The organism is Bartonella alsatica (genome assembly GCF_013388295.1).
Classification (GTDB): domain Bacteria; phylum Pseudomonadota; class Alphaproteobacteria; order Rhizobiales; family Rhizobiaceae; genus Bartonella; species Bartonella alsatica.
Genome location: NZ_CP058235.1, coordinates 217,415 through 233,081, shown reverse-complemented (window position 1 = coordinate 233,081; position 15,667 = coordinate 217,415). Strand labels below are relative to the sequence as shown.

General features: G+C 40.5%; 27 protein-coding genes. All 27 read left to right on the top strand.

Translation table 11 applies throughout. The features are described from left to right. Positions 1-23: 23 nt before the first annotated feature. Positions 24-764 carry a 50S ribosomal protein L3 gene (rplC, locus tag HWV54_RS01030; RefSeq protein WP_005865053.1) on the top strand — a complete coding sequence of 247 codons (741 nt, stop codon included), beginning with the start codon at positions 24-26 and terminating at the stop codon, positions 762-764. Continuing rightward, positions 764-1,384, top strand: a complete 621-nt coding sequence (gene rplD / locus HWV54_RS01025) for a 50S ribosomal protein L4 (RefSeq protein ID WP_005865055.1) — start codon at positions 764-766, stop codon at positions 1,382-1,384. The genes rplC and rplD overlap by 1 nt, the downstream gene beginning before the upstream one ends. After that, positions 1,381-1,674 (top strand): 50S ribosomal protein L23, encoded by a 294-nt coding sequence (locus tag HWV54_RS01020; protein WP_005865057.1) that lies wholly within the window; start codon positions 1,381-1,383, stop codon positions 1,672-1,674. The genes rplD and HWV54_RS01020 overlap by 4 nt, the downstream gene beginning before the upstream one ends. 20 nt (positions 1,675-1,694) lie before the next feature. Further along, the gene (gene rplB, locus HWV54_RS01015; protein WP_005865059.1) at positions 1,695-2,528 is read left to right on the top strand and encodes a 50S ribosomal protein L2; all 834 of its coding nucleotides are present in this window, start codon (positions 1,695-1,697) and stop codon (positions 2,526-2,528) included. Positions 2,529-2,543: 15 nt separating this feature from the next. Beyond that, complete coding sequence (gene rpsS, locus HWV54_RS01010) at positions 2,544-2,822, top strand: 30S ribosomal protein S19 (protein WP_005865061.1); 279 nt, start codon at positions 2,544-2,546, stop codon at positions 2,820-2,822. Positions 2,823-2,824: 2 nt separating this feature from the next. Continuing rightward, complete coding sequence (rplV, locus tag HWV54_RS01005; RefSeq protein ID WP_005865063.1) at positions 2,825-3,214, top strand: 50S ribosomal protein L22; 390 nt, start codon at positions 2,825-2,827, stop codon at positions 3,212-3,214. Continuing rightward, entirely contained in the window at positions 3,214-3,924 is a 711-nt protein-coding gene (gene rpsC / locus HWV54_RS01000) for a 30S ribosomal protein S3 (protein ID WP_005865065.1), read from the top strand. Before rplV ends, rpsC begins: the two co-directional genes overlap by 1 nt. A gap of 36 nt (positions 3,925-3,960) precedes the next feature. Beyond that, positions 3,961-4,374 (top strand): 50S ribosomal protein L16, encoded by a 414-nt coding sequence (gene rplP, locus HWV54_RS00995; protein WP_005865067.1) that lies wholly within the window; start codon positions 3,961-3,963, stop codon positions 4,372-4,374. Positions 4,375-4,386: 12 nt separating this feature from the next. Beyond that, positions 4,387-4,605 (top strand): 50S ribosomal protein L29, encoded by a 219-nt coding sequence (gene rpmC, locus HWV54_RS00990; protein WP_005865069.1) that lies wholly within the window; start codon positions 4,387-4,389, stop codon positions 4,603-4,605. Next, a complete protein-coding gene (gene rpsQ / locus HWV54_RS00985; RefSeq protein WP_005865071.1) occupies positions 4,598-4,837 on the top strand; it encodes a 30S ribosomal protein S17 in 240 nt (79 codons plus the stop codon). The genes rpmC and rpsQ overlap by 8 nt, the downstream gene beginning before the upstream one ends. 147 nt (positions 4,838-4,984) lie before the next feature. Then, complete coding sequence (gene rplN, locus HWV54_RS00980) at positions 4,985-5,353, top strand: 50S ribosomal protein L14 (protein WP_005865073.1); 369 nt, start codon at positions 4,985-4,987, stop codon at positions 5,351-5,353. A gap of 12 nt (positions 5,354-5,365) precedes the next feature. Further along, positions 5,366-5,680, top strand: a complete 315-nt coding sequence (rplX, locus tag HWV54_RS00975) for a 50S ribosomal protein L24 (RefSeq protein WP_005865075.1) — start codon at positions 5,366-5,368, stop codon at positions 5,678-5,680. Beyond that, positions 5,673-6,230 carry a 50S ribosomal protein L5 gene (rplE, locus tag HWV54_RS00970; protein ID WP_005865077.1) on the top strand — a complete coding sequence of 186 codons (558 nt, stop codon included), beginning with the start codon at positions 5,673-5,675 and terminating at the stop codon, positions 6,228-6,230. The genes rplX and rplE overlap by 8 nt, the downstream gene beginning before the upstream one ends. A 23-nt stretch (positions 6,231-6,253) precedes the next feature. After that, positions 6,254-6,559 (top strand): 30S ribosomal protein S14, encoded by a 306-nt coding sequence (gene rpsN, locus HWV54_RS00965; RefSeq protein ID WP_005865078.1) that lies wholly within the window; start codon positions 6,254-6,256, stop codon positions 6,557-6,559. Between the two features lie 13 nt (positions 6,560-6,572). Further along, positions 6,573-6,971 (top strand): 30S ribosomal protein S8, encoded by a 399-nt coding sequence (rpsH, locus tag HWV54_RS00960; protein WP_005865080.1) that lies wholly within the window; start codon positions 6,573-6,575, stop codon positions 6,969-6,971. 38 nt (positions 6,972-7,009) lie between these two features. Beyond that, positions 7,010-7,543, top strand: coding sequence for a 50S ribosomal protein L6 (rplF, locus tag HWV54_RS00955; RefSeq protein WP_005865082.1), 534 nt, complete (start codon positions 7,010-7,012; stop codon positions 7,541-7,543). A 12-nt stretch (positions 7,544-7,555) separates the two neighbouring features. Next, on the top strand, positions 7,556-7,918 hold the full coding sequence (gene rplR, locus HWV54_RS00950) for a 50S ribosomal protein L18 (protein WP_005865084.1): 363 nt from the start codon (positions 7,556-7,558) through the stop codon (positions 7,916-7,918). Between the two features lie 114 nt (positions 7,919-8,032). Then, positions 8,033-8,581: a 30S ribosomal protein S5 gene (gene rpsE / locus HWV54_RS00945; protein ID WP_005865086.1), complete on the top strand. Its 549-nt coding sequence runs from the start codon at positions 8,033-8,035 to the stop codon at positions 8,579-8,581. 31 nt (positions 8,582-8,612) lie between these two features. Beyond that, complete coding sequence (gene rpmD, locus HWV54_RS00940; RefSeq protein WP_005865088.1) at positions 8,613-8,819, top strand: 50S ribosomal protein L30; 207 nt, start codon at positions 8,613-8,615, stop codon at positions 8,817-8,819. Between the two features lie 20 nt (positions 8,820-8,839). After that, the gene (gene rplO / locus HWV54_RS00935; protein ID WP_005865089.1) at positions 8,840-9,307 is read left to right on the top strand and encodes a 50S ribosomal protein L15; all 468 of its coding nucleotides are present in this window, start codon (positions 8,840-8,842) and stop codon (positions 9,305-9,307) included. A gap of 158 nt (positions 9,308-9,465) precedes the next feature. Beyond that, the gene (gene secY, locus HWV54_RS00930; RefSeq protein WP_005865091.1) at positions 9,466-10,812 is read left to right on the top strand and encodes a preprotein translocase subunit SecY; all 1,347 of its coding nucleotides are present in this window, start codon (positions 9,466-9,468) and stop codon (positions 10,810-10,812) included. Continuing rightward, the gene (locus HWV54_RS00925) at positions 10,809-11,387 is read left to right on the top strand and encodes an adenylate kinase (RefSeq protein WP_005865093.1); all 579 of its coding nucleotides are present in this window, start codon (positions 10,809-10,811) and stop codon (positions 11,385-11,387) included. The genes secY and HWV54_RS00925 overlap by 4 nt, the downstream gene beginning before the upstream one ends. 176 nt (positions 11,388-11,563) lie before the next feature. Continuing rightward, positions 11,564-11,932 carry a 30S ribosomal protein S13 gene (rpsM, locus tag HWV54_RS00920; RefSeq protein ID WP_005865095.1) on the top strand — a complete coding sequence of 123 codons (369 nt, stop codon included), beginning with the start codon at positions 11,564-11,566 and terminating at the stop codon, positions 11,930-11,932. Positions 11,933-12,053: 121 nt separating this feature from the next. Further along, positions 12,054-12,443, top strand: a complete 390-nt coding sequence (rpsK, locus tag HWV54_RS00915) for a 30S ribosomal protein S11 (protein WP_005865097.1) — start codon at positions 12,054-12,056, stop codon at positions 12,441-12,443. A 94-nt stretch (positions 12,444-12,537) separates the two neighbouring features. Beyond that, positions 12,538-13,551: a DNA-directed RNA polymerase subunit alpha gene (locus HWV54_RS00910; RefSeq protein WP_005865099.1), complete on the top strand. Its 1,014-nt coding sequence runs from the start codon at positions 12,538-12,540 to the stop codon at positions 13,549-13,551. Between the two features lie 24 nt (positions 13,552-13,575). Further along, entirely contained in the window at positions 13,576-14,004 is a 429-nt protein-coding gene (gene rplQ / locus HWV54_RS00905; RefSeq protein WP_005865101.1) for a 50S ribosomal protein L17, read from the top strand. Positions 14,005-14,270: 266 nt separating this feature from the next. Further along, positions 14,271-15,665 (top strand): DegQ family serine endoprotease, encoded by a 1,395-nt coding sequence (locus HWV54_RS00900; RefSeq protein WP_005865103.1) that lies wholly within the window; start codon positions 14,271-14,273, stop codon positions 15,663-15,665. Positions 15,666-15,667: the final 2 nt, after the last annotated feature.

Sequence of the window (15,667 nt, the reverse complement as noted above, 5' to 3'; positions counted from 1 at the left end):
TGAGGACAGAAGGAACAGACCCGATGCGTTCAGGTGTAATAGCACAGAAGTTGGGCATGACCCGTATTTATAATAAAGCTGGTGAGCATGTGCCAGTAACAGTACTTCGTTTGGAGAATTGTCAAGTTGTGGCTCAGCGTACAGTTGAAAAGAATGGTTATACTGCTGTTCAGTTAGGTGTAGGATTTGCTAAAATAAAAAATACTTCGCGACCGCTTCGTGGGCATTTTGCTAAAGCTTCTGTTGAACCGAAGGCTAAAATGGCAGAATTTCGTGTGAGTCCCGATAATCTTCTTGATGTTGGTACTGAGATTACAGTGGAGCATTTTGTTCCAGGGCAGAGGGTTGATGTGACAGGTACGAGTATCGGTAAGGGTTTTGCTGGTGTTATGAAGCGTCATAATTTTGGTGGTCATCGTGCTTCACATGGTAATTCAATTACACATCGTGCGCATGGTTCGACAGGGCAATGTCAAGATCCAGGTAAAGTGTTTAAAGGGAAGAAGATGGCTGGCCATATGGGGCAGGTGCGTGTAACCACGCAGAATATTGAGATCGTTTCTACAGATATTGAACGTGGTTTGATTTTAGTACGTGGTTCTGTTTCTGGCTCTAAAGGTGCTTGGATTTTGGTGCGGGATGCTGTAAAAAAACCTCTTCCTGATAATGTACCGAAGCCTGCTGGTATTCGCCATCTTGCAAAGGAGAAAGCGGAAATGATTACTCCGATGATGGAGACCTCTGAATCTGAGGGAGCCGTGTAATGGATCTTGTAATTAAAACCCTTGATGGGGATGAAGCTGGTAAGTTGAAAGTTTCTGATGCTATTTTTGGTCTTGTTCCACGTGAGGATATTCTACAACGTGTTGTTCGTTGGCAACTTGCACATCGTCAGCAAGGGACTCATCAATCTCAGGGGCGATCTGATGTATCACGAACAGGGGCAAAGATGTTTAAACAAAAAGGAACAGGACGTGCTCGACACTCCTCTGCTCGTGCGCCACAGTTTCGTGGTGGTGGTAAAGCACATGGTCCAGTGGTTCGTAGTCATACGCATGATCTTCCTAAAAAAATTCGTGCACTTGGGTTGCGTTTTGCTTTATCAGCGAAATTAAAGGAAAAGAATTTAATTGTAGTTGATGAGATGAGCATTAAGGATGTTAAAACCAAGGTGCTTGTTTCTTGTTTTTCTAAGCTTGGATTCAATAATGCTCTCTTAATTGGTGGTAGAGATATTGATATTAATTTTTCTAGAGCAGCATCGAATATTCCTAATATTGATATTTTACCAATTCAAGGTATTAATGTTTATGATATTTTGCGTCGCAGCAAACTTGTTTTATCAAAAGCAGCTGTCGAGGCTCTTGAGGAGCGTTTTAAATGATAGATCTTCGGCATTATGATATAATTATTAGTCCAGTTATTACTGAAAAATCGACTATGATTTCTGAATATAATCAAGTTGCTTTTAATGTTGCGCCGAGAGCGACGAAACCTGAAATTAAAGCTGCTGTTGAAGCGCTTTTTAGTGTAAAAGTGAAAGCAGTTAACACGTTAGTCCGTAAGGGCAAAGTGAAGCGTTTTAAGGGTATTGTTGGTCGGCAGAGTGATGTCAAGAAAGCGATCGTGACACTGGCGAGTGGTCAGTCTATCGATGTTTCGACAGGTCTTTAAAGAGGCTCGGAGATAAAATAATGGCACTTAAGCAGTTTAATCCAACTACGTCGGGGCAGCGTCAGCTTGTTATTGTAGATCGTTCATGTCTTTATAAGGGGAAATCTGTAAAAACACTGACTGAAGGTTTGTCATCAAAAGGTGGGCGTAATAATCATGGTCGTGTTACTGCTCGGTTTCAGGGTGGTGGTCATAAGCGTAGCTATCGGTTTGTTGATTTTAAGCGTCTTAAGCGCAATGTTTTTGCGAAAGTTGAGCGTTTGGAATATGATCCAAATCGCACTGCTTTTATTGCACTAATTCGCTATGAGGATGGGCAATTGAGTTATATTATTGCGCCACAACGTCTTGATGTTGGCGATTCTATAATAGCTGGTTCAAATGTTGATGTTAAACCAGGAAATGCTATGCCGCTCGGTAATATGCCGGTGGGTACGATTATTCATAATGTTGAAATAAAACCTGGAAAGGGTGGTCAGATTGCGCGTTCAGCTGGTACTTATGCACAGTTGGTTGGACGAGATCAAGGAATGGCTATTCTTCGTCTTAATTCCGGAGAGCAGCGTTTGGTGTCTAGCAGTTGTTTTGCAACCGTTGGTGCTGTTTCAAATCCTGATCATGGGAATATTAATGATGGTAAGGCAGGTCGGTCACGTTGGCGTGGTAAGCGTCCGCATGTTCGTGGCGTTGCTATGAACCCAGTTGATCATCCACATGGTGGTGGTGAGGGACGTACATCGGGGGGGCGTCATCCAGTGTCTCCTTGGGGTAAACCTACGAAGGGTAAGCGTACGCGCTCCAATAAAGCCACCGATAAGTTTATTATGCGTACGCGTCATCAGCGCAAGAAATGAGAAAGGTAGTCTGAAGTGGTTCGTTCAGTGTGGAAAGGTCCGTTTGTTGACGGCTATCTTCTTGAAAAAGCAGAGAAGGTCCGTGCGAGTGGGCGCAATGAAGTTATAAAAATATGGAGTCGTCGCTCTACTATTTTACCACAATTTGTTGGTTTGACTTTTGGTGTTTACAACGGCAATAAGCATATTCCTGTTTCTGTTTCTGAAGAGATGGTTGGGCATAAGTTTGGTGAGTTTGCTCCCACCCGGACTTATTATGGGCATGGTGCAGATAAGAAAGCGAAGAGGAAATAGGAATGGGAAAAGCTAAAGTTCCGCGCCAGCTTAAAGATAATGAGGCGAAAGCTGTTGCGCGGACGATTCGTGTTAGTCCACAGAAACTTAATTTGGTAGCTGCGATGATTCGTGGTAAGAAAGTTAATGTGGCATTAGCTGATTTAAATTTTTCACGTAAACGTATTGCTGGGACTGTGAAAAAGACTCTTGAATCAGCGATTGCAAATGCAGAAAATAACCATGATCTTGATATTGATTCGCTCATTGTTGCAGAAGCTTATGTCGGTAAGTCGATAGTGATGAAACGTTTTCATGTTCGCGGTCGTGGACGTGCAAGTCGGATTGAACGTCCGTTTTCGCATCTTACTATTATTGTTCGTGAAGTTACCGAGAAAGTGGAGGCCGCATAATGGGTCAGAAGATCAATCCAATAGGACTTCGTCTTGGAGTTAATCGGACCTGGGATTCCCGTTGGTATGCTGATAGTGGTGAATATGGGCGTCTTCTTCATGAGGATTTAAGAATTCGTTTGTATGTTCTTGAAGAGTTGAAGCAAGCAGCTATTTCAAAGGTTGTCATTGAGCGTCCCCATAAGAAGTGTCGTATAACGATTCATTCAGCGCGTCCCGGTTTGATTATTGGTAAAAAAGGTGCTGATATCGAGAAGTTGCGTCGTAAACTTTCGGAAATGACAAATGCTGAGACTTCACTGAATATTGTGGAGATTCGTAAGCCGGAAATTGATGCTACAATTATTGCGCAGTCAATTGCACAGCAGTTAGAGCGCCGTGTTGCTTTTCGGCGTGCGATGAAGCGAGCAGTTCAATCTGCTATGCGTCTTGGGGCAGAGGGAATTCGTATTAACTGTTCTGGTCGTCTTGGTGGTGCTGAAATTGCTCGTATGGAATGGTATCGTGAAGGTCGTGTTCCACTTCATACGTTGCGTTCTGATGTTGATTACGGTACAGCGGAAGCTAAGACTGCTTATGGTATTTGTGGTGTTAAGGTTTGGGTTTTTAAGGGTGAGATTCTCGAACATGATCCGATGGCTTCGGAACGTCGCGCTACGGAAGCTGATCATTCCGGTTCTTCGTCAGGGCGTCGCCGTGAAAGCGCTTAGTTTTTATGATTAGGTTAAAGTTTGGAGTAGAGAGCAATGTTGCAGCCAAAGCGCACAAAGTTCCGTAAACAGTTCAAGGGCCGTATTCGTGGTGTTTCGAAGGGGGGGGTAGACTTAAACTTCGGTGCTTACGGTTTGAAGGCTGTCGAGCCAGAGCGGATTACTGCTCGCCAAATTGAAGCGGCGCGTCGTGCGATTACGCGCTATATGAAACGGTCTGGTCGTGTGTGGATTCGTATTTTTCCAGATCTTCCGGTTACATCTAAGCCGACGGAGGTTCGTATGGGTAAGGGTAAGGGAAGTGTAGATTATTGGGCTGCTCGTGTTGCTCCTGGGCGTATCATGTTTGAGCTTGATGGAGTTCCTGAAGATGTAGCACGTGAAGCATTGAGGTTGGGTGCTGCAAAGTTGCCTGTGAAAACACGTTTCATCCAGCGTATCGCTGAATAAAAAGGTTAAGTGATGAGAGCCACAGAATTACGGGCGCAAACGCTCGATCAAATGAAAGATGAATTGGCTAAGTTAAAGAAAGAGCAGTTTAATTTGCGCTTTCAAAAGGCAACAGGCCAATTAGAAAAGACTGCACGTGTTAAGCAGGTTCGCCGTGATATTGCGCGTGTTAAAACTTTTCTTCGTCAGAAGATAAATGAAAGTAAGTTTAAGGAAATCAGAGATGCCTAAACGCATTTTGCAGGGTGTTGTCGTTAGCGACAAAAGTGATAAGACTGTGGTTGTTAAAGTGGAGCGTCGTTATTCTCATCCACTTCTCAAGAAAACCGTTCGGCAGTCTAAAAAGTATAAAGCGCATGACGAGAATAATCAGTTTAAGATTGGGGATCAAATTTCTATTCAGGAATCTAGACCAATTTCGAAAGATAAACGTTGGATTGTTGTTAAAGGCAGTGTAACATAGTTAAGTAAGTTTATTGTTTTAAAGTTTAATAATGATTTTGTTTCTATTGGTAGATTTGAGAACAATAGCTTTATCGTTATTTGGCAGACAAATCCGGATGTGTCAAAGACACGACCGGATGTAAGCGTTAAGAGAAGGTGGCCAGTTATGATTCAGATGCAAACAAACCTCGATGTTGCCGATAATTCTGGTGCCCGTCGTGTCATGTGCATCAAAGTATTGGGCGGTTCAAAGCGGAAATATGCTTCAGTCGGTGACATTATTGTTGTTTCGGTCAAAGATGCTATTCCTCGCGGTCGTGTTAAAAAAGGTGATGTGATGAAAGCTGTAGTTGTTCGTACTGCTAAAGATATTCGTCGCACAGATGGTAGTGTTATTCGTTTTGATAGTAATGCTGCTGTTTTGGTGGATAATAAAAAAGAGCCGATCGGTACACGTATCTTTGGACCAGTTCCTCGCGAGCTTCGTGGTAGAAACCATATGAAGATCATCTCGCTCGCTCCTGAAGTGTTATAAGGAGTAAATGTTATGCAGAAGATTCGAAAAGGTGATAAAGTTGTTGTTTTATCCGGTAAGGATAAAGGAAGTAGTGGTGAGGTAATTAAACTGAATCCAAAGGAGAATAAGGCTTTTGTTCGTGGTGTTAATATGATTAAACGCCATCAACGTCAGACACAAAAGCAAGAAGCAGGAATTATCTCTAAAGAGGCTCCTATTCATTTATCTAATTTGGCGATTGCTGATCCTAAAGATGGTAAGCCTACACGTGTAGGTTTTCGTATGAATGCAGAAGGTAATAAAGTTCGTTTTGCCAAGCGTTCAGGAGAATTGATTAATGGCTGAAGAAAAACAAACACCACGCATGAAGACGCATTATTTTGAGGTTGTTCGTAAAATCCTTCAAGAAAAATTTCATTATAAGAATGTAATGCAAATTCCGCGGGTTGATAAAATTGTGATTAATATGGGGATTGGGGAGGCAAATGCTGATTCCAAAAAACCTTCTTTTGCTGCTGAGGATTTAGGATTAATAACAGGTCAGAAGGCTGTTGTTACTCGTGCACGTAATTCTATTGCGACCTTTAAGGTTCGTGAAGGAATGCCGCTTGGGGCTAAGGTTACATTGCGTAAAGATCGTATGTTTGAGTTTTTAGATCGTCTTATTACGATTGCGCTTCCACGCGTTCGTGATTTTCGTGGTTTGAATCCAAAAAGCTTTGATGGTCGTGGTAATTTTGCTATGGGTATTAAAGAGCACATTGTGTTTCCAGAAATTAACTATGATAAAGTTGATCAAATTTGGGGCATGGATATTATCGTTTGCACGACAGCAAAAACGGATGATGAGGCACGTGAATTGTTGCGTGCTTTTAATTTTCCTTTTCGTTCGTAACGGCAAATGTAGTGAGGTAAATTATGGCTAAAGTAAGTGCCGTTGAAAAAAATAAGCGTCGTGAAATGATGGTAAAGCGTTATGCTGCGCGTCGTGCGCGTTTAAAAGAGATTGTTATGGATCAGAAGATTTCTCTGGAAGAACGTTTTAGGGCCTCTGTTCAATTGGCAGAGTTGCCACGTAATTCTGCAAAAGTTCGTGTTCGTAATCGCTGTGAAGTTTCAGGGCGTCCTCGGGCTTATTATCGTAAATTAAAAATGTCGCGGATTGCATTGCGTGAACTTGGTTCTATCGGACATATTCCGGGCATTGTTAAGTCTAGTTGGTGAGAGGAGATTATCAATGTCTATGTCTGATCCTCTTGGTGATATGTTGGCACGTATTCGTAATGCACTTAGTCGTAAAAAAAGCAAAGTGGTTACGCCTTCTTCCAAACTTCGTGCGCGCGTTCTTGATGTTCTTCAGTCAGAAGGTTACATTCGCGGATATAATCAGATCCATTTAGGTGATGGGAAGTCTGAAATTGAAATAGAGTTAAAATATTTTGAAGGATTAGCTGCTATTCGTGATATTTCACGTGTTTCAAAGCCAGGGCGTCGTGTGTATGTTTCTGCTAAATCGCTTCCTCAAGTGGCAAATGGACTTGGTATTTCTATTTTATCAACTCCTAAAGGAGTTATAGCTGATCATGAGGCGCGTGAACAAAATGTCGGTGGAGAACTCCTTTGTCGTGTTTTCTAAGTTATTGTAAGAAAACAGAAGAAAAGTAGGTTAAAGCAATGTCTCGTATTGGTAAAAAGCCCATTTCAATTCCTTCTGGGGTTACAGCAACTGTTGAAGGTCAGCTTGTTAAAGCAAAAGGTCCAAAAGGTGAGCTGAGTTATGTCGTGAATGATGAAGTCATAGTGAAATTTGAGGATAATGCTATATCGGTTTCTCCACGGGATCAATCAAAAGATGCTCGCTCTAAATGGGGTATGTCGCGCTCAATGATTGAAAATATTTTTTGTGGTGTGAAGGATGGTTTTGAAAAGAGGTTAGAGATCAACGGGGTTGGTTATCGTGCTGCTTTGCAGGGTAGGGATATTCAGTTATCATTAGGTTTTTCACACGATGTGATTTATAAAGTGCCTTCGGGTGTTACTGTAACAGTTCCTAAGCCTACAGAAATTGTTATTTCTGGAATTAATAAGCAGCAAGTTGGGCAAGTCGCAGCAGAAATTCGTGAATATCGTAGACCTGAGCCTTACAAGGGTAAAGGTGTTAAGCATGCTGATGAGCACATCTTCCGTAAAGAAGGTAAAAAGAAGTAAGGATTTTGTATTATGACTTCATCTAAAGACATTATCCAGCGTCGTGCGCGGCGTGTTCGTCGTCGAATTAAAATGGTTTCTAGTGGTCGTCCACGTCTTAGTGTTTACCGTTCAAATCAGAATATCTATGCTCAAATTATCGATGATTTGCATGGGTGTACTCTTGTTTCGGCGTCTACTCTTGAAGGTGATTTGAAAAAAGTGTTAAAAAGTGGAGCTGATAAAGAAGCAGCTTTTGCTGTTGGTAAATTGATTGCTGAACGTGCAAAGCAAGCTGGTGTTAATGAGGTAGTTTTTGACCGTGGAGCATATGTTTACCATGGTAGAGTAAAAGCTTTGGCTGAAGCTGCTCGTGAGGGTGGTTTGAGTTTCTAAATTATTTTATTTGGAAATTTGAGTAAGAAAATTTTAGGGTGTTTCGTGTAAGTTCCTCTGATTTAGTGATGGGACTTTGTTAGCGTGCTTCCGGAAAAGAAAAAGGAATGAGGAATGGCACAGAAAGAGCGTGGTGAGCGAGATGAACGTGATGGTGAATTTGTCGATAGGCTTGTTCATATTAATCGTGTTGCTAAAGTTGTGAAGGGTGGTCGGCGTTTTGGTTTTGCTGCTCTTGTTGTTGTTGGAGATCAAAAAGGGCGTGTAGGTTTTGGCCATGGTAAAGCTCGTGAAGTACCAGAAGCAGTTCGTAAAGCTACAGAAGCTGCAAAGCGTGGGATGATTTATGTTCCGCTCCGGTCTGGGCGAACATTGCATCATGATCTTGAAGGACGGCACGGAGCTGGTCGTGTTTTGTTACGTTCGGCTTCTGCTGGTACCGGTATTATTGCTGGTGGACCCATGCGTGCTATTTTTGAAACTCTTGGTATACAAGATGTTGTTGCAAAATCACTAGGTTCATCTAATCCTTATAATATGGTACGGGCGACATTTGAAGCATTAAAACATCAAATGCATCCTAGGGATATTGCGGCTCAACGTGGAATAAAATATTCGACTTTACAGGCGCGTCGTCGGCATTTAGTTGATGCAGAAAGTTAGTTTCTGAGATTGTCAGAAAAGGAATTAAGAAATGGTTCAGAAGAAATCTCAGAGTGATAAAACTGTGACGATAGAACAAATTGGAAGTCCCATTCGGAATTCACGGGTTCAACGCTCAACCTTAAAAGGGCTTGGATTAAATAAAATGCGGAGGCGGCGTATTTTAAAAGATACGCTTTGTGTGCGGGGTATGATTGCTAAAGTTCGTCATCTTGTTCGCATTATAGATGAAGATTAAAGGTTGCGGGAGTATAAGATATGAAACTCAATGAACTACGTGATCGTAAAGGCGCAGCAAAAGATCGTAAACGTGTTGGCCGTGGTATTGGTTCTGGTACTGGTAAAACTGGTGGTCGTGGTGTAAAAGGGCAAAGATCACGTTCTGGTGTTTCACTTAATGGTTTTGAAGGTGGGCAAATGCCTATCTATCGTCGTTTGCCAAAGCGTGGATTTAGAAATTTTTTTTCCAAAACTTATAACGAAGTTTCGCTGGGACGTGTTCAGTTGGCGGTTGATGCAGGTAAATTAAATATTGAAAAGCCTGTTGATATTATTGCACTAAAAGAAGCTGGTATTATTCGTCGTGTGAAGAATGGAGTGCGTCTTCTTTCTGATGGTGAATTAAAAGCTAAGATTGTATTTCATGTTTCTGGTGCTTCTCAAGCTGCTCGTATTAAGATTGAGAAAGTAGGTGGTCAGGTTATTTTTCCTGAGCCTGTTCAATGAATTCTTTTCATATAAATAAAGTTGTGAAGAGATTTCATTTCAAGGTATCTTTTATGGAGAGGTATTTAAATTTTGCATTTATGTGTGTATGACAGTATGAATTTTTAAAGTTATACTTCTGTGAGTTTAAGAACTGGGGTGTAGACTGGAGACGTTTTATGGCATCAGCAGCAGAGCAATTTGCTTCCAATATAAACTTTGGTACTTTTTCACGTGCAACCGAATTAAAAAAACGCATTTGGTTTACTCTAGCTGCGCTTCTTGTCTATCGTTTTGGTACTTATATTTCTCTTCCTGGTATTAATATTGATTCTTTACGGCAGACATTTGAACATCATGCATCTGGTGTTTTGGGATTGTTTAATATGTTTGCTGGAGGTGCTGTTGGACGGATGGCAATTTTTGCATTGGGAATTATGCCTTATATATCGGCATCAATTATTGTGCAATTGCTAACCTCAGTTATTCCTTCGTTGGAAACTCTTAAAAAAGAGGGAGAAGTTGGTCGTAAGATTATTAATCAGTATACTCGGTATGTAACAGTAGTGTTAGCGATTTTACAAGCATTTGGTATCGCGGTTGCACTTGAAACAGGTATAGGTACAGGGCTTCAAATTGTTATAGAACCAGGGGTTATGTTTCGTATTTCTTCCGTTATTACACTTGTTGGTGGAACGATGTTTTTAATGTGGCTTGGTGAGCAAATTACATCTCGTGGTGTTGGTAATGGAGTTTCTCTTATTATTTTTACAGGTATCGTGGCTAATCTCCCTTCCACCTTTGCTCAACTTTTAACTGCTCATAGTCAGGCTGATTTATCGACTTTTTTGTTAATAGGAATCTTTTTTATTGTTATTTCTGTTATAGGAATTATTGTTTTTGTAGAACGTGCGCAGCGGCGAATCCTTATACAATATCCTAAACGTCAAGTTGGTAATCAAATTTTTCAAGGAGATATGTCACATCTCCCTTTAAAACTGAATACTGCCGGTGTTATTCCGCCAATTTTTGCTTCATCTTTGTTATTATTGCCTGCAACTATTAATAATTTTTCTGATAAAATGCCACAATGGATTCAGGCTGTTTCTTATTCTCTTAATCATGGGCAGCCACTTTATATGATTGTTTATGCGCTTTTAATGGCGTTTTTTTGCTTTTTTTATACGGCTATTGTGTTTAATCCAAGTGATACAGCAGATCAGTTAAAAAAGCATTCTGGTTTTATCCCAGGCATCCGTCCTGGTGAACGTACGGCTGAATACATTGATTATGTTTTGACACGTATTACTGTCGTGGGGGCAGTTTATATTATTTTGGTTTGTTTGTTACCTGAATTTATGATATCTGCACTACAGGTTCCTTTTTATCTTGGGGGGACATCTTTGTTAATTGTTGTTACTGTTACGCTTGATACAGTTGCTCAAATTCAAGGATATCTTATTGCGCACCAATATGAAGGGTTGATTAAAAAGTCAAAACTTCGTGGAGGTAAAAGGAATCGATGAAGGTTATTCTTTTAGGTCCTCCTGGAGCTGGAAAAGGTACACAAGCTAAAATGTTGACGAAGGTGTATAATATTCCTCAGTTATCAACAGGTGATATGTTGCGTGAAGTTATTTCTAAAGAGACCGAAATTGGTAAAAAAGCTAAAGCTATTATGAGTTCTGGGGCTTTGGTTTCTGATGATATTGTCAATCAAATTGTATCGGATCGAATTGACCAAAATGATTGTGTAAACGGTTTTATCTTAGATGGATATCCACGGACTGTAGGACAGGCAGAAGCATTGCAACAGATTTTGTACTCAAAGAATATGCAGCTTGATGCTGTTATCGAATTGAGTGTTGATGAAGATGTGTTGATTGAGCGGATGAAAAAACGCGTTAAAGAAGCAATAGCTACTGGTGATCAGGTTCGTTCAGATGATAATTCTGTTGCTTTTGCGAAGCGATTAGTAGAATATCGTGAAAAAACAATTCCTCTATCGAAATTTTATTCAGAAAGAGGATTATTGAAAGTGGTTGATGGAATGATGGATGTTACTGAGGTATCACATGTGATTAGAAGTTTTTTGCAATAAGGAATTTTTTAGGAATAAATGAAAAGTATTGACTTTTTCACTAAAATCTATCAGAAGTGATTTTATTTATTCAGTAAAATAATTGGATTCGCAGTATATTTATGCTGGGACGTTTTTTCTATAAGGTGCATTGGGTATTTTATGTTTAATTGTCAACATGATCAAGGAGAGTAGGCGTGGCTCGTATTGCTGGCGTCAATATCCCGACAAATAAGCGTGTAATTGTTGCGCTTCAATATATCCACGGGATTGGACCAAAATTTGCTCAAGAAATTATTAAAAAGGTTGGTATTCCCGTGGGATGTCGTGTGCATGAACTTTCAGATGCGGAAGTATTGCAAATTCGTGAAGCGATAGATCAAGGTTATCAAGTTGAGGGAGATCTTCGCCGTGAGGTTGCCATGAATGTTAAGCGTTTGATGGATCTTGGTTGTTATCGTGGTTTGCGTCACCGTCGTTCCTTGCCTGTTCGAGGGCAACGTACACATACAAATGCACGTACGCGTAAGGGGCCAGCTAAAGCAATTGCTGGTAAGAAAAAGTAAATTCTTTTTTAGAAAAAGAATCTTGTTTTTATATTCTCTTTATTGTTAAATTTTTTAACAAGAACAAAAAGGGTGGAGCTGTTGGTGTTACGGCAGTGAGGAGATCGTTGAAAGGAAGCATATGGCCAAGGAAGCCACACGTGTTCGTCGTCGCGAGCGCAAAAATATTTCATCAGGTGTTGTACATATCAATTCAACATTTAACAATACAATGATTACCATTACTGATGCTCAAGGAAATACAATTGCTTGGTCATCTGCTGGGGCTCAGGGGTTTAAAGGCTCTCGGAAATCTACACCTTTTGCGGCTCAGGTTGCTGCAGAAGATTGTGCTAGAAAAGCGCAGGAGCATGGTATGCGTTCGTTGGAGGTTGAGGTTTGTGGTCCTGGGTCAGGTCGTGAGTCCGCTTTGCGTGCGTTGCAATCTGTTGGTTTTGTCATTACTTCCATTCGTGATGTCACACCAATTCCTCATAATGGATGTCGTCCACGAAAAAGGCGGCGCGTTTAATTGGGTATTGTTTTTTGTTATCAGAAGCTCTTCTGATGTTCACATTAGCCGTTACGAGTGAATGGTAGCGGAAGTAAAGAACGGGAATAAAGATATGATCCAGAAAAACTGGCAAGAACTGATTAAACCCAATAAGGTTGAATTTTGTACGCATGATAATCCAAATATTTTGAGCGTAATTGCTGAACCTCTTGAGCGTGGTTTTGGCTTAACATTAGGGAATGCGCTTCGTCGTGTATTATTATCGTCGCTTCGTGGTGCTGCAATTACTGCTGTGCAGATTGATGGTGTGTTACACGAATTTTCATCAATTCCGGGTGTTCGTGAAGATGTTACAGATATTATTCTTAATATAAAGGAAATTGCGCTTCGTATGGAAGAAGAGGGGCCTAAACGGGTTGTTATTTATAAAGAGGGTCCTGGTGTTGTAAGAGCTGGGGATATCAGTACTGTTGGAGATATGGAAATTCTGAATCCAGAGCATGTTATCTGCACTCTTGATGAGGGTGCTGAAATTCGTATGGAGTTTATTGTCAATACAGGGAAGGGGTATGTTCCATCTGATCGCAATTGTGCTGATGATGGACGAATAGGTCTTATCCCAGTTGACAGTCTTTATTCACCAATTCGTAAAGTATCCTATAAAGTAGAAAATACACGTGAAGGTCAAGTTCTGGACTACGATAAATTAACGCTCACCATTGAAACAAATGGTGCTGTTAATGGAGAAGATGCTGTTGCTTTTGCAGCGCGTATTCTTCAAGATCAATTATCGTTGTTTGTTAATTTTGAGGAGCCTCAAAAGGAAATTGTTGAAGAATCTGATTCAGAGCTTGCTTTTAATCCTGCGCTTCTCAAGAAAGTGGATGAGTTAGAACTTTCAGTTCGTTCGGCGAATTGTCTTAAGAATGATAATATTGTCTATATTGGTGATCTTATTCAGAAGACAGAAGCTGAAATGCTTCGTACACCGAACTTTGGACGCAAGTCGTTAAATGAGATTAAAGAAGTTTTAGCATGTATGGGATTGCATCTTGGTATGGAAGTTCCTGCATGGCCACCTGAAAACATTGATGATCTTGCAAAACGCTATGAAGATCAGTATTAAAACTAGAATTTAAGGAGAAGGCTCATGCGACATAGCAAGTCAGGCCGCAAGTTAAATCGGACTGCCAGTCATCGTAAAGCGATGTTTGCTAATATGGCAATTTCGCTGATCGAACATGAGCAGATTTTGACAACTCTTCCAAAGGCTAAAGAAATTCGCCCTATTGTTGAAAAGTTAGTAACGCTTGGTAAGCGTGGAGGTTTACACGCGCGTCGACAAGCAATTGCAGCACTTCGTGATGGGGGAAAGGTGGCAAAATTATTTGATACGCTTGCACCACGTTATGCGTCGCGCAATGGTGGATATTTGCGTATTATGAAAGCAGGGTTTCGTACTGGCGATAATGCTCCCATGGCTGTTATAGAGTTTGTTGATCGTGATATTGATGCGAAGGGTGCTGTAGACCGTGTGCGTACGGAGGATGCTGCAAATCAAAAAGAAGTTTCTTCGTAAAAATAAAGTATTTTTTCTGTTAAATTTTAGGAAACCGCCTTTTACGGGCGGTTTTTTTAATGGGCACTTCAGAGTCAGTTTTGTGTTATAGATAAACATGAGAGAAAGTTGAAAAATATTGAGTTATTTGATTTTTATAATATTTATTGTTCAAATAGTTGTTTTTTTCTTCATTATAAATATTAATGGAAACCTTGAGCTTATGGATGATGAGAAGATTTCTTATCCTGTTAATATAAAGAGTGGATTATTTTGAGGAGTGATTAATGAAGTATTCTTTTTTGGCGTGGCTCTTTTTTGCTATTATGTCCCATATATCGTTTCATTGTGCATATGCTCAAATACCGCAAACACAAAAAGAAATTACTCTTTCGTTTGCTCCTTTAGTTAAAAAGACTATTCCATCTGTTGTAAATATTTATGCAGCTCGGCAAATCAGAGCACGTTCACCTTTTGAAGGGGATCCATTTTTTGAACAATTTTTTGGTCGTTTTCAAAATAATTTGCCTGTACGTAAGCAATCTTCATTAGGGTCTGGAGTGATTGTTGATACGCGTGGTTTGGTCGTTACTAATTACCATGTAATTAAGGATGCAAACGAAATTAAAGTTGCTCTTTCTGATGGGCGGGAATTTGAAAGTAGGATTATGCTAAAAGATGAGGCAACGGATATTGCTGTACTTGAAATTGATGCAAAAAGTGTGCAATTCCCCGCTCTTGCATTGGGGGATTCTGATGCAGTTGAAGTTGGTGATCTTGTCTTAGCAATTGGTAATCCTTTTGGTGTTGGTCAAACGGTCACAAGTGGTATTGTTTCAGCGCAAGCGCGTACACGTGTTGGTATTTCTGATTTTGATTTTTTTATTCAAACAGATGCTGCCATTAATCCAGGGAATTCTGGTGGAGCTTTGATTGATATGAAAGGACAATTAATTGGGATTAATACGGCTATTTATTCGCGTTCAGGTGGTTCTGTAGGGATTGGTTTTGCCATTCCAGCGAATCTTGTAAAAGTGATGCTTGATACTGTTAGACGTGGTGGAAAATATTTTGTACCGCCTTACATTGGTGCGTCTTTTCAAAATGTTACACCTGATATTGCGGGTGGTTTAGGTTTAGAACGTCCCTATGGAGCTCTTGTTATCGACGTTGTCAAAAATAGTCCTGCTGCAAAAGCTGGTTTGAAAGTGGGCGATGTTATTTTGAGTGTGCAAGGAGTGCGCGTTGATAGTCCAGATGGTCTTGGATATCGTTTGATGACATCTGGTATTGGGCACAGCCTTGTTTTAGAATATTTTCGAGGTGGAAAAATTTTAAACACGCATATAACCGTTTCATCGATACCGGAATCTGCATTTTCAAATGCTGAAAAGATTACTGATGAAGGTCCTCTTTCTGGTGCTGAAGTATTAGATTTGACACCGCAAAATAGTCGACGTTTTCATCTACCTATATCTGCAAGAGGTGTTGTGATTACCAATCTTGATGAGATGAGCAATGCTGCAGGGATTTTTCGTCCAGGAGATATTTTACGTGTTGTGAATGGTCATAAAATTCAAACAGTTAATCAGTTGAAAAAGATTCTTATGCAAGGTCGTCCACGTGTATGGCAATTGGAATATGAACGTGATGGTATGTATATTCGCCAGTTTATTCGCTGAGG

Bases quoted from the DNA above. Each gene is read 5' to 3' on its own strand.
- rplB (WP_005865059.1), top strand. From the start codon at position 1,695: ATGGCACTTAAGCAGTTTAATCCAACTACGTCGGGGCAGCGTCAGCTT.
- HWV54_RS00925 (WP_005865093.1), top strand. From the start codon at position 10,809: ATGAAGGTTATTCTTTTAGGTCCTCCTGGAGCTGGAAAAGGTACACAA.
- rpsQ (WP_005865071.1), top strand. From the start codon at position 4,598: ATGCCTAAACGCATTTTGCAGGGTGTTGTCGTTAGCGACAAAAGTGAT.
- rplC (WP_005865053.1), top strand. From the start codon at position 24: ATGCGTTCAGGTGTAATAGCACAGAAGTTGGGCATGACCCGTATTTAT.
- secY (WP_005865091.1), top strand. From the start codon at position 9,466: ATGGCATCAGCAGCAGAGCAATTTGCTTCCAATATAAACTTTGGTACT.
- rplN (WP_005865073.1), top strand. From the start codon at position 4,985: ATGATTCAGATGCAAACAAACCTCGATGTTGCCGATAATTCTGGTGCC.
- rplX (WP_005865075.1), top strand. From the start codon at position 5,366: ATGCAGAAGATTCGAAAAGGTGATAAAGTTGTTGTTTTATCCGGTAAG.
- rpmD (WP_005865088.1), top strand. From the start codon at position 8,613: ATGGTTCAGAAGAAATCTCAGAGTGATAAAACTGTGACGATAGAACAA.
- HWV54_RS00910 (WP_005865099.1), top strand. From the start codon at position 12,538: ATGATCCAGAAAAACTGGCAAGAACTGATTAAACCCAATAAGGTTGAA.
- rpsC (WP_005865065.1), top strand. From the start codon at position 3,214: ATGGGTCAGAAGATCAATCCAATAGGACTTCGTCTTGGAGTTAATCGG.
- rplP (WP_005865067.1), top strand. From the start codon at position 3,961: ATGTTGCAGCCAAAGCGCACAAAGTTCCGTAAACAGTTCAAGGGCCGT.
- rplD (WP_005865055.1), top strand. From the start codon at position 764: ATGGATCTTGTAATTAAAACCCTTGATGGGGATGAAGCTGGTAAGTTG.
- rplF (WP_005865082.1), top strand. From the start codon at position 7,010: ATGTCTCGTATTGGTAAAAAGCCCATTTCAATTCCTTCTGGGGTTACA.
- HWV54_RS00900 (WP_005865103.1), top strand. From the start codon at position 14,271: ATGAAGTATTCTTTTTTGGCGTGGCTCTTTTTTGCTATTATGTCCCAT.
- rplE (WP_005865077.1), top strand. From the start codon at position 5,673: ATGGCTGAAGAAAAACAAACACCACGCATGAAGACGCATTATTTTGAG.
- rpsE (WP_005865086.1), top strand. From the start codon at position 8,033: ATGGCACAGAAAGAGCGTGGTGAGCGAGATGAACGTGATGGTGAATTT.
- rplV (WP_005865063.1), top strand. From the start codon at position 2,825: ATGGGAAAAGCTAAAGTTCCGCGCCAGCTTAAAGATAATGAGGCGAAA.
- rplR (WP_005865084.1), top strand. From the start codon at position 7,556: ATGACTTCATCTAAAGACATTATCCAGCGTCGTGCGCGGCGTGTTCGT.
- rpsN (WP_005865078.1), top strand. From the start codon at position 6,254: ATGGCTAAAGTAAGTGCCGTTGAAAAAAATAAGCGTCGTGAAATGATG.
- rpsK (WP_005865097.1), top strand. From the start codon at position 12,054: ATGGCCAAGGAAGCCACACGTGTTCGTCGTCGCGAGCGCAAAAATATT.
- rpsH (WP_005865080.1), top strand. From the start codon at position 6,573: ATGTCTATGTCTGATCCTCTTGGTGATATGTTGGCACGTATTCGTAAT.
- HWV54_RS01020 (WP_005865057.1), top strand. From the start codon at position 1,381: ATGATAGATCTTCGGCATTATGATATAATTATTAGTCCAGTTATTACT.
- rpmC (WP_005865069.1), top strand. From the start codon at position 4,387: ATGAGAGCCACAGAATTACGGGCGCAAACGCTCGATCAAATGAAAGAT.
- rplQ (WP_005865101.1), top strand. From the start codon at position 13,576: ATGCGACATAGCAAGTCAGGCCGCAAGTTAAATCGGACTGCCAGTCAT.
- rplO (WP_005865089.1), top strand. From the start codon at position 8,840: ATGAAACTCAATGAACTACGTGATCGTAAAGGCGCAGCAAAAGATCGT.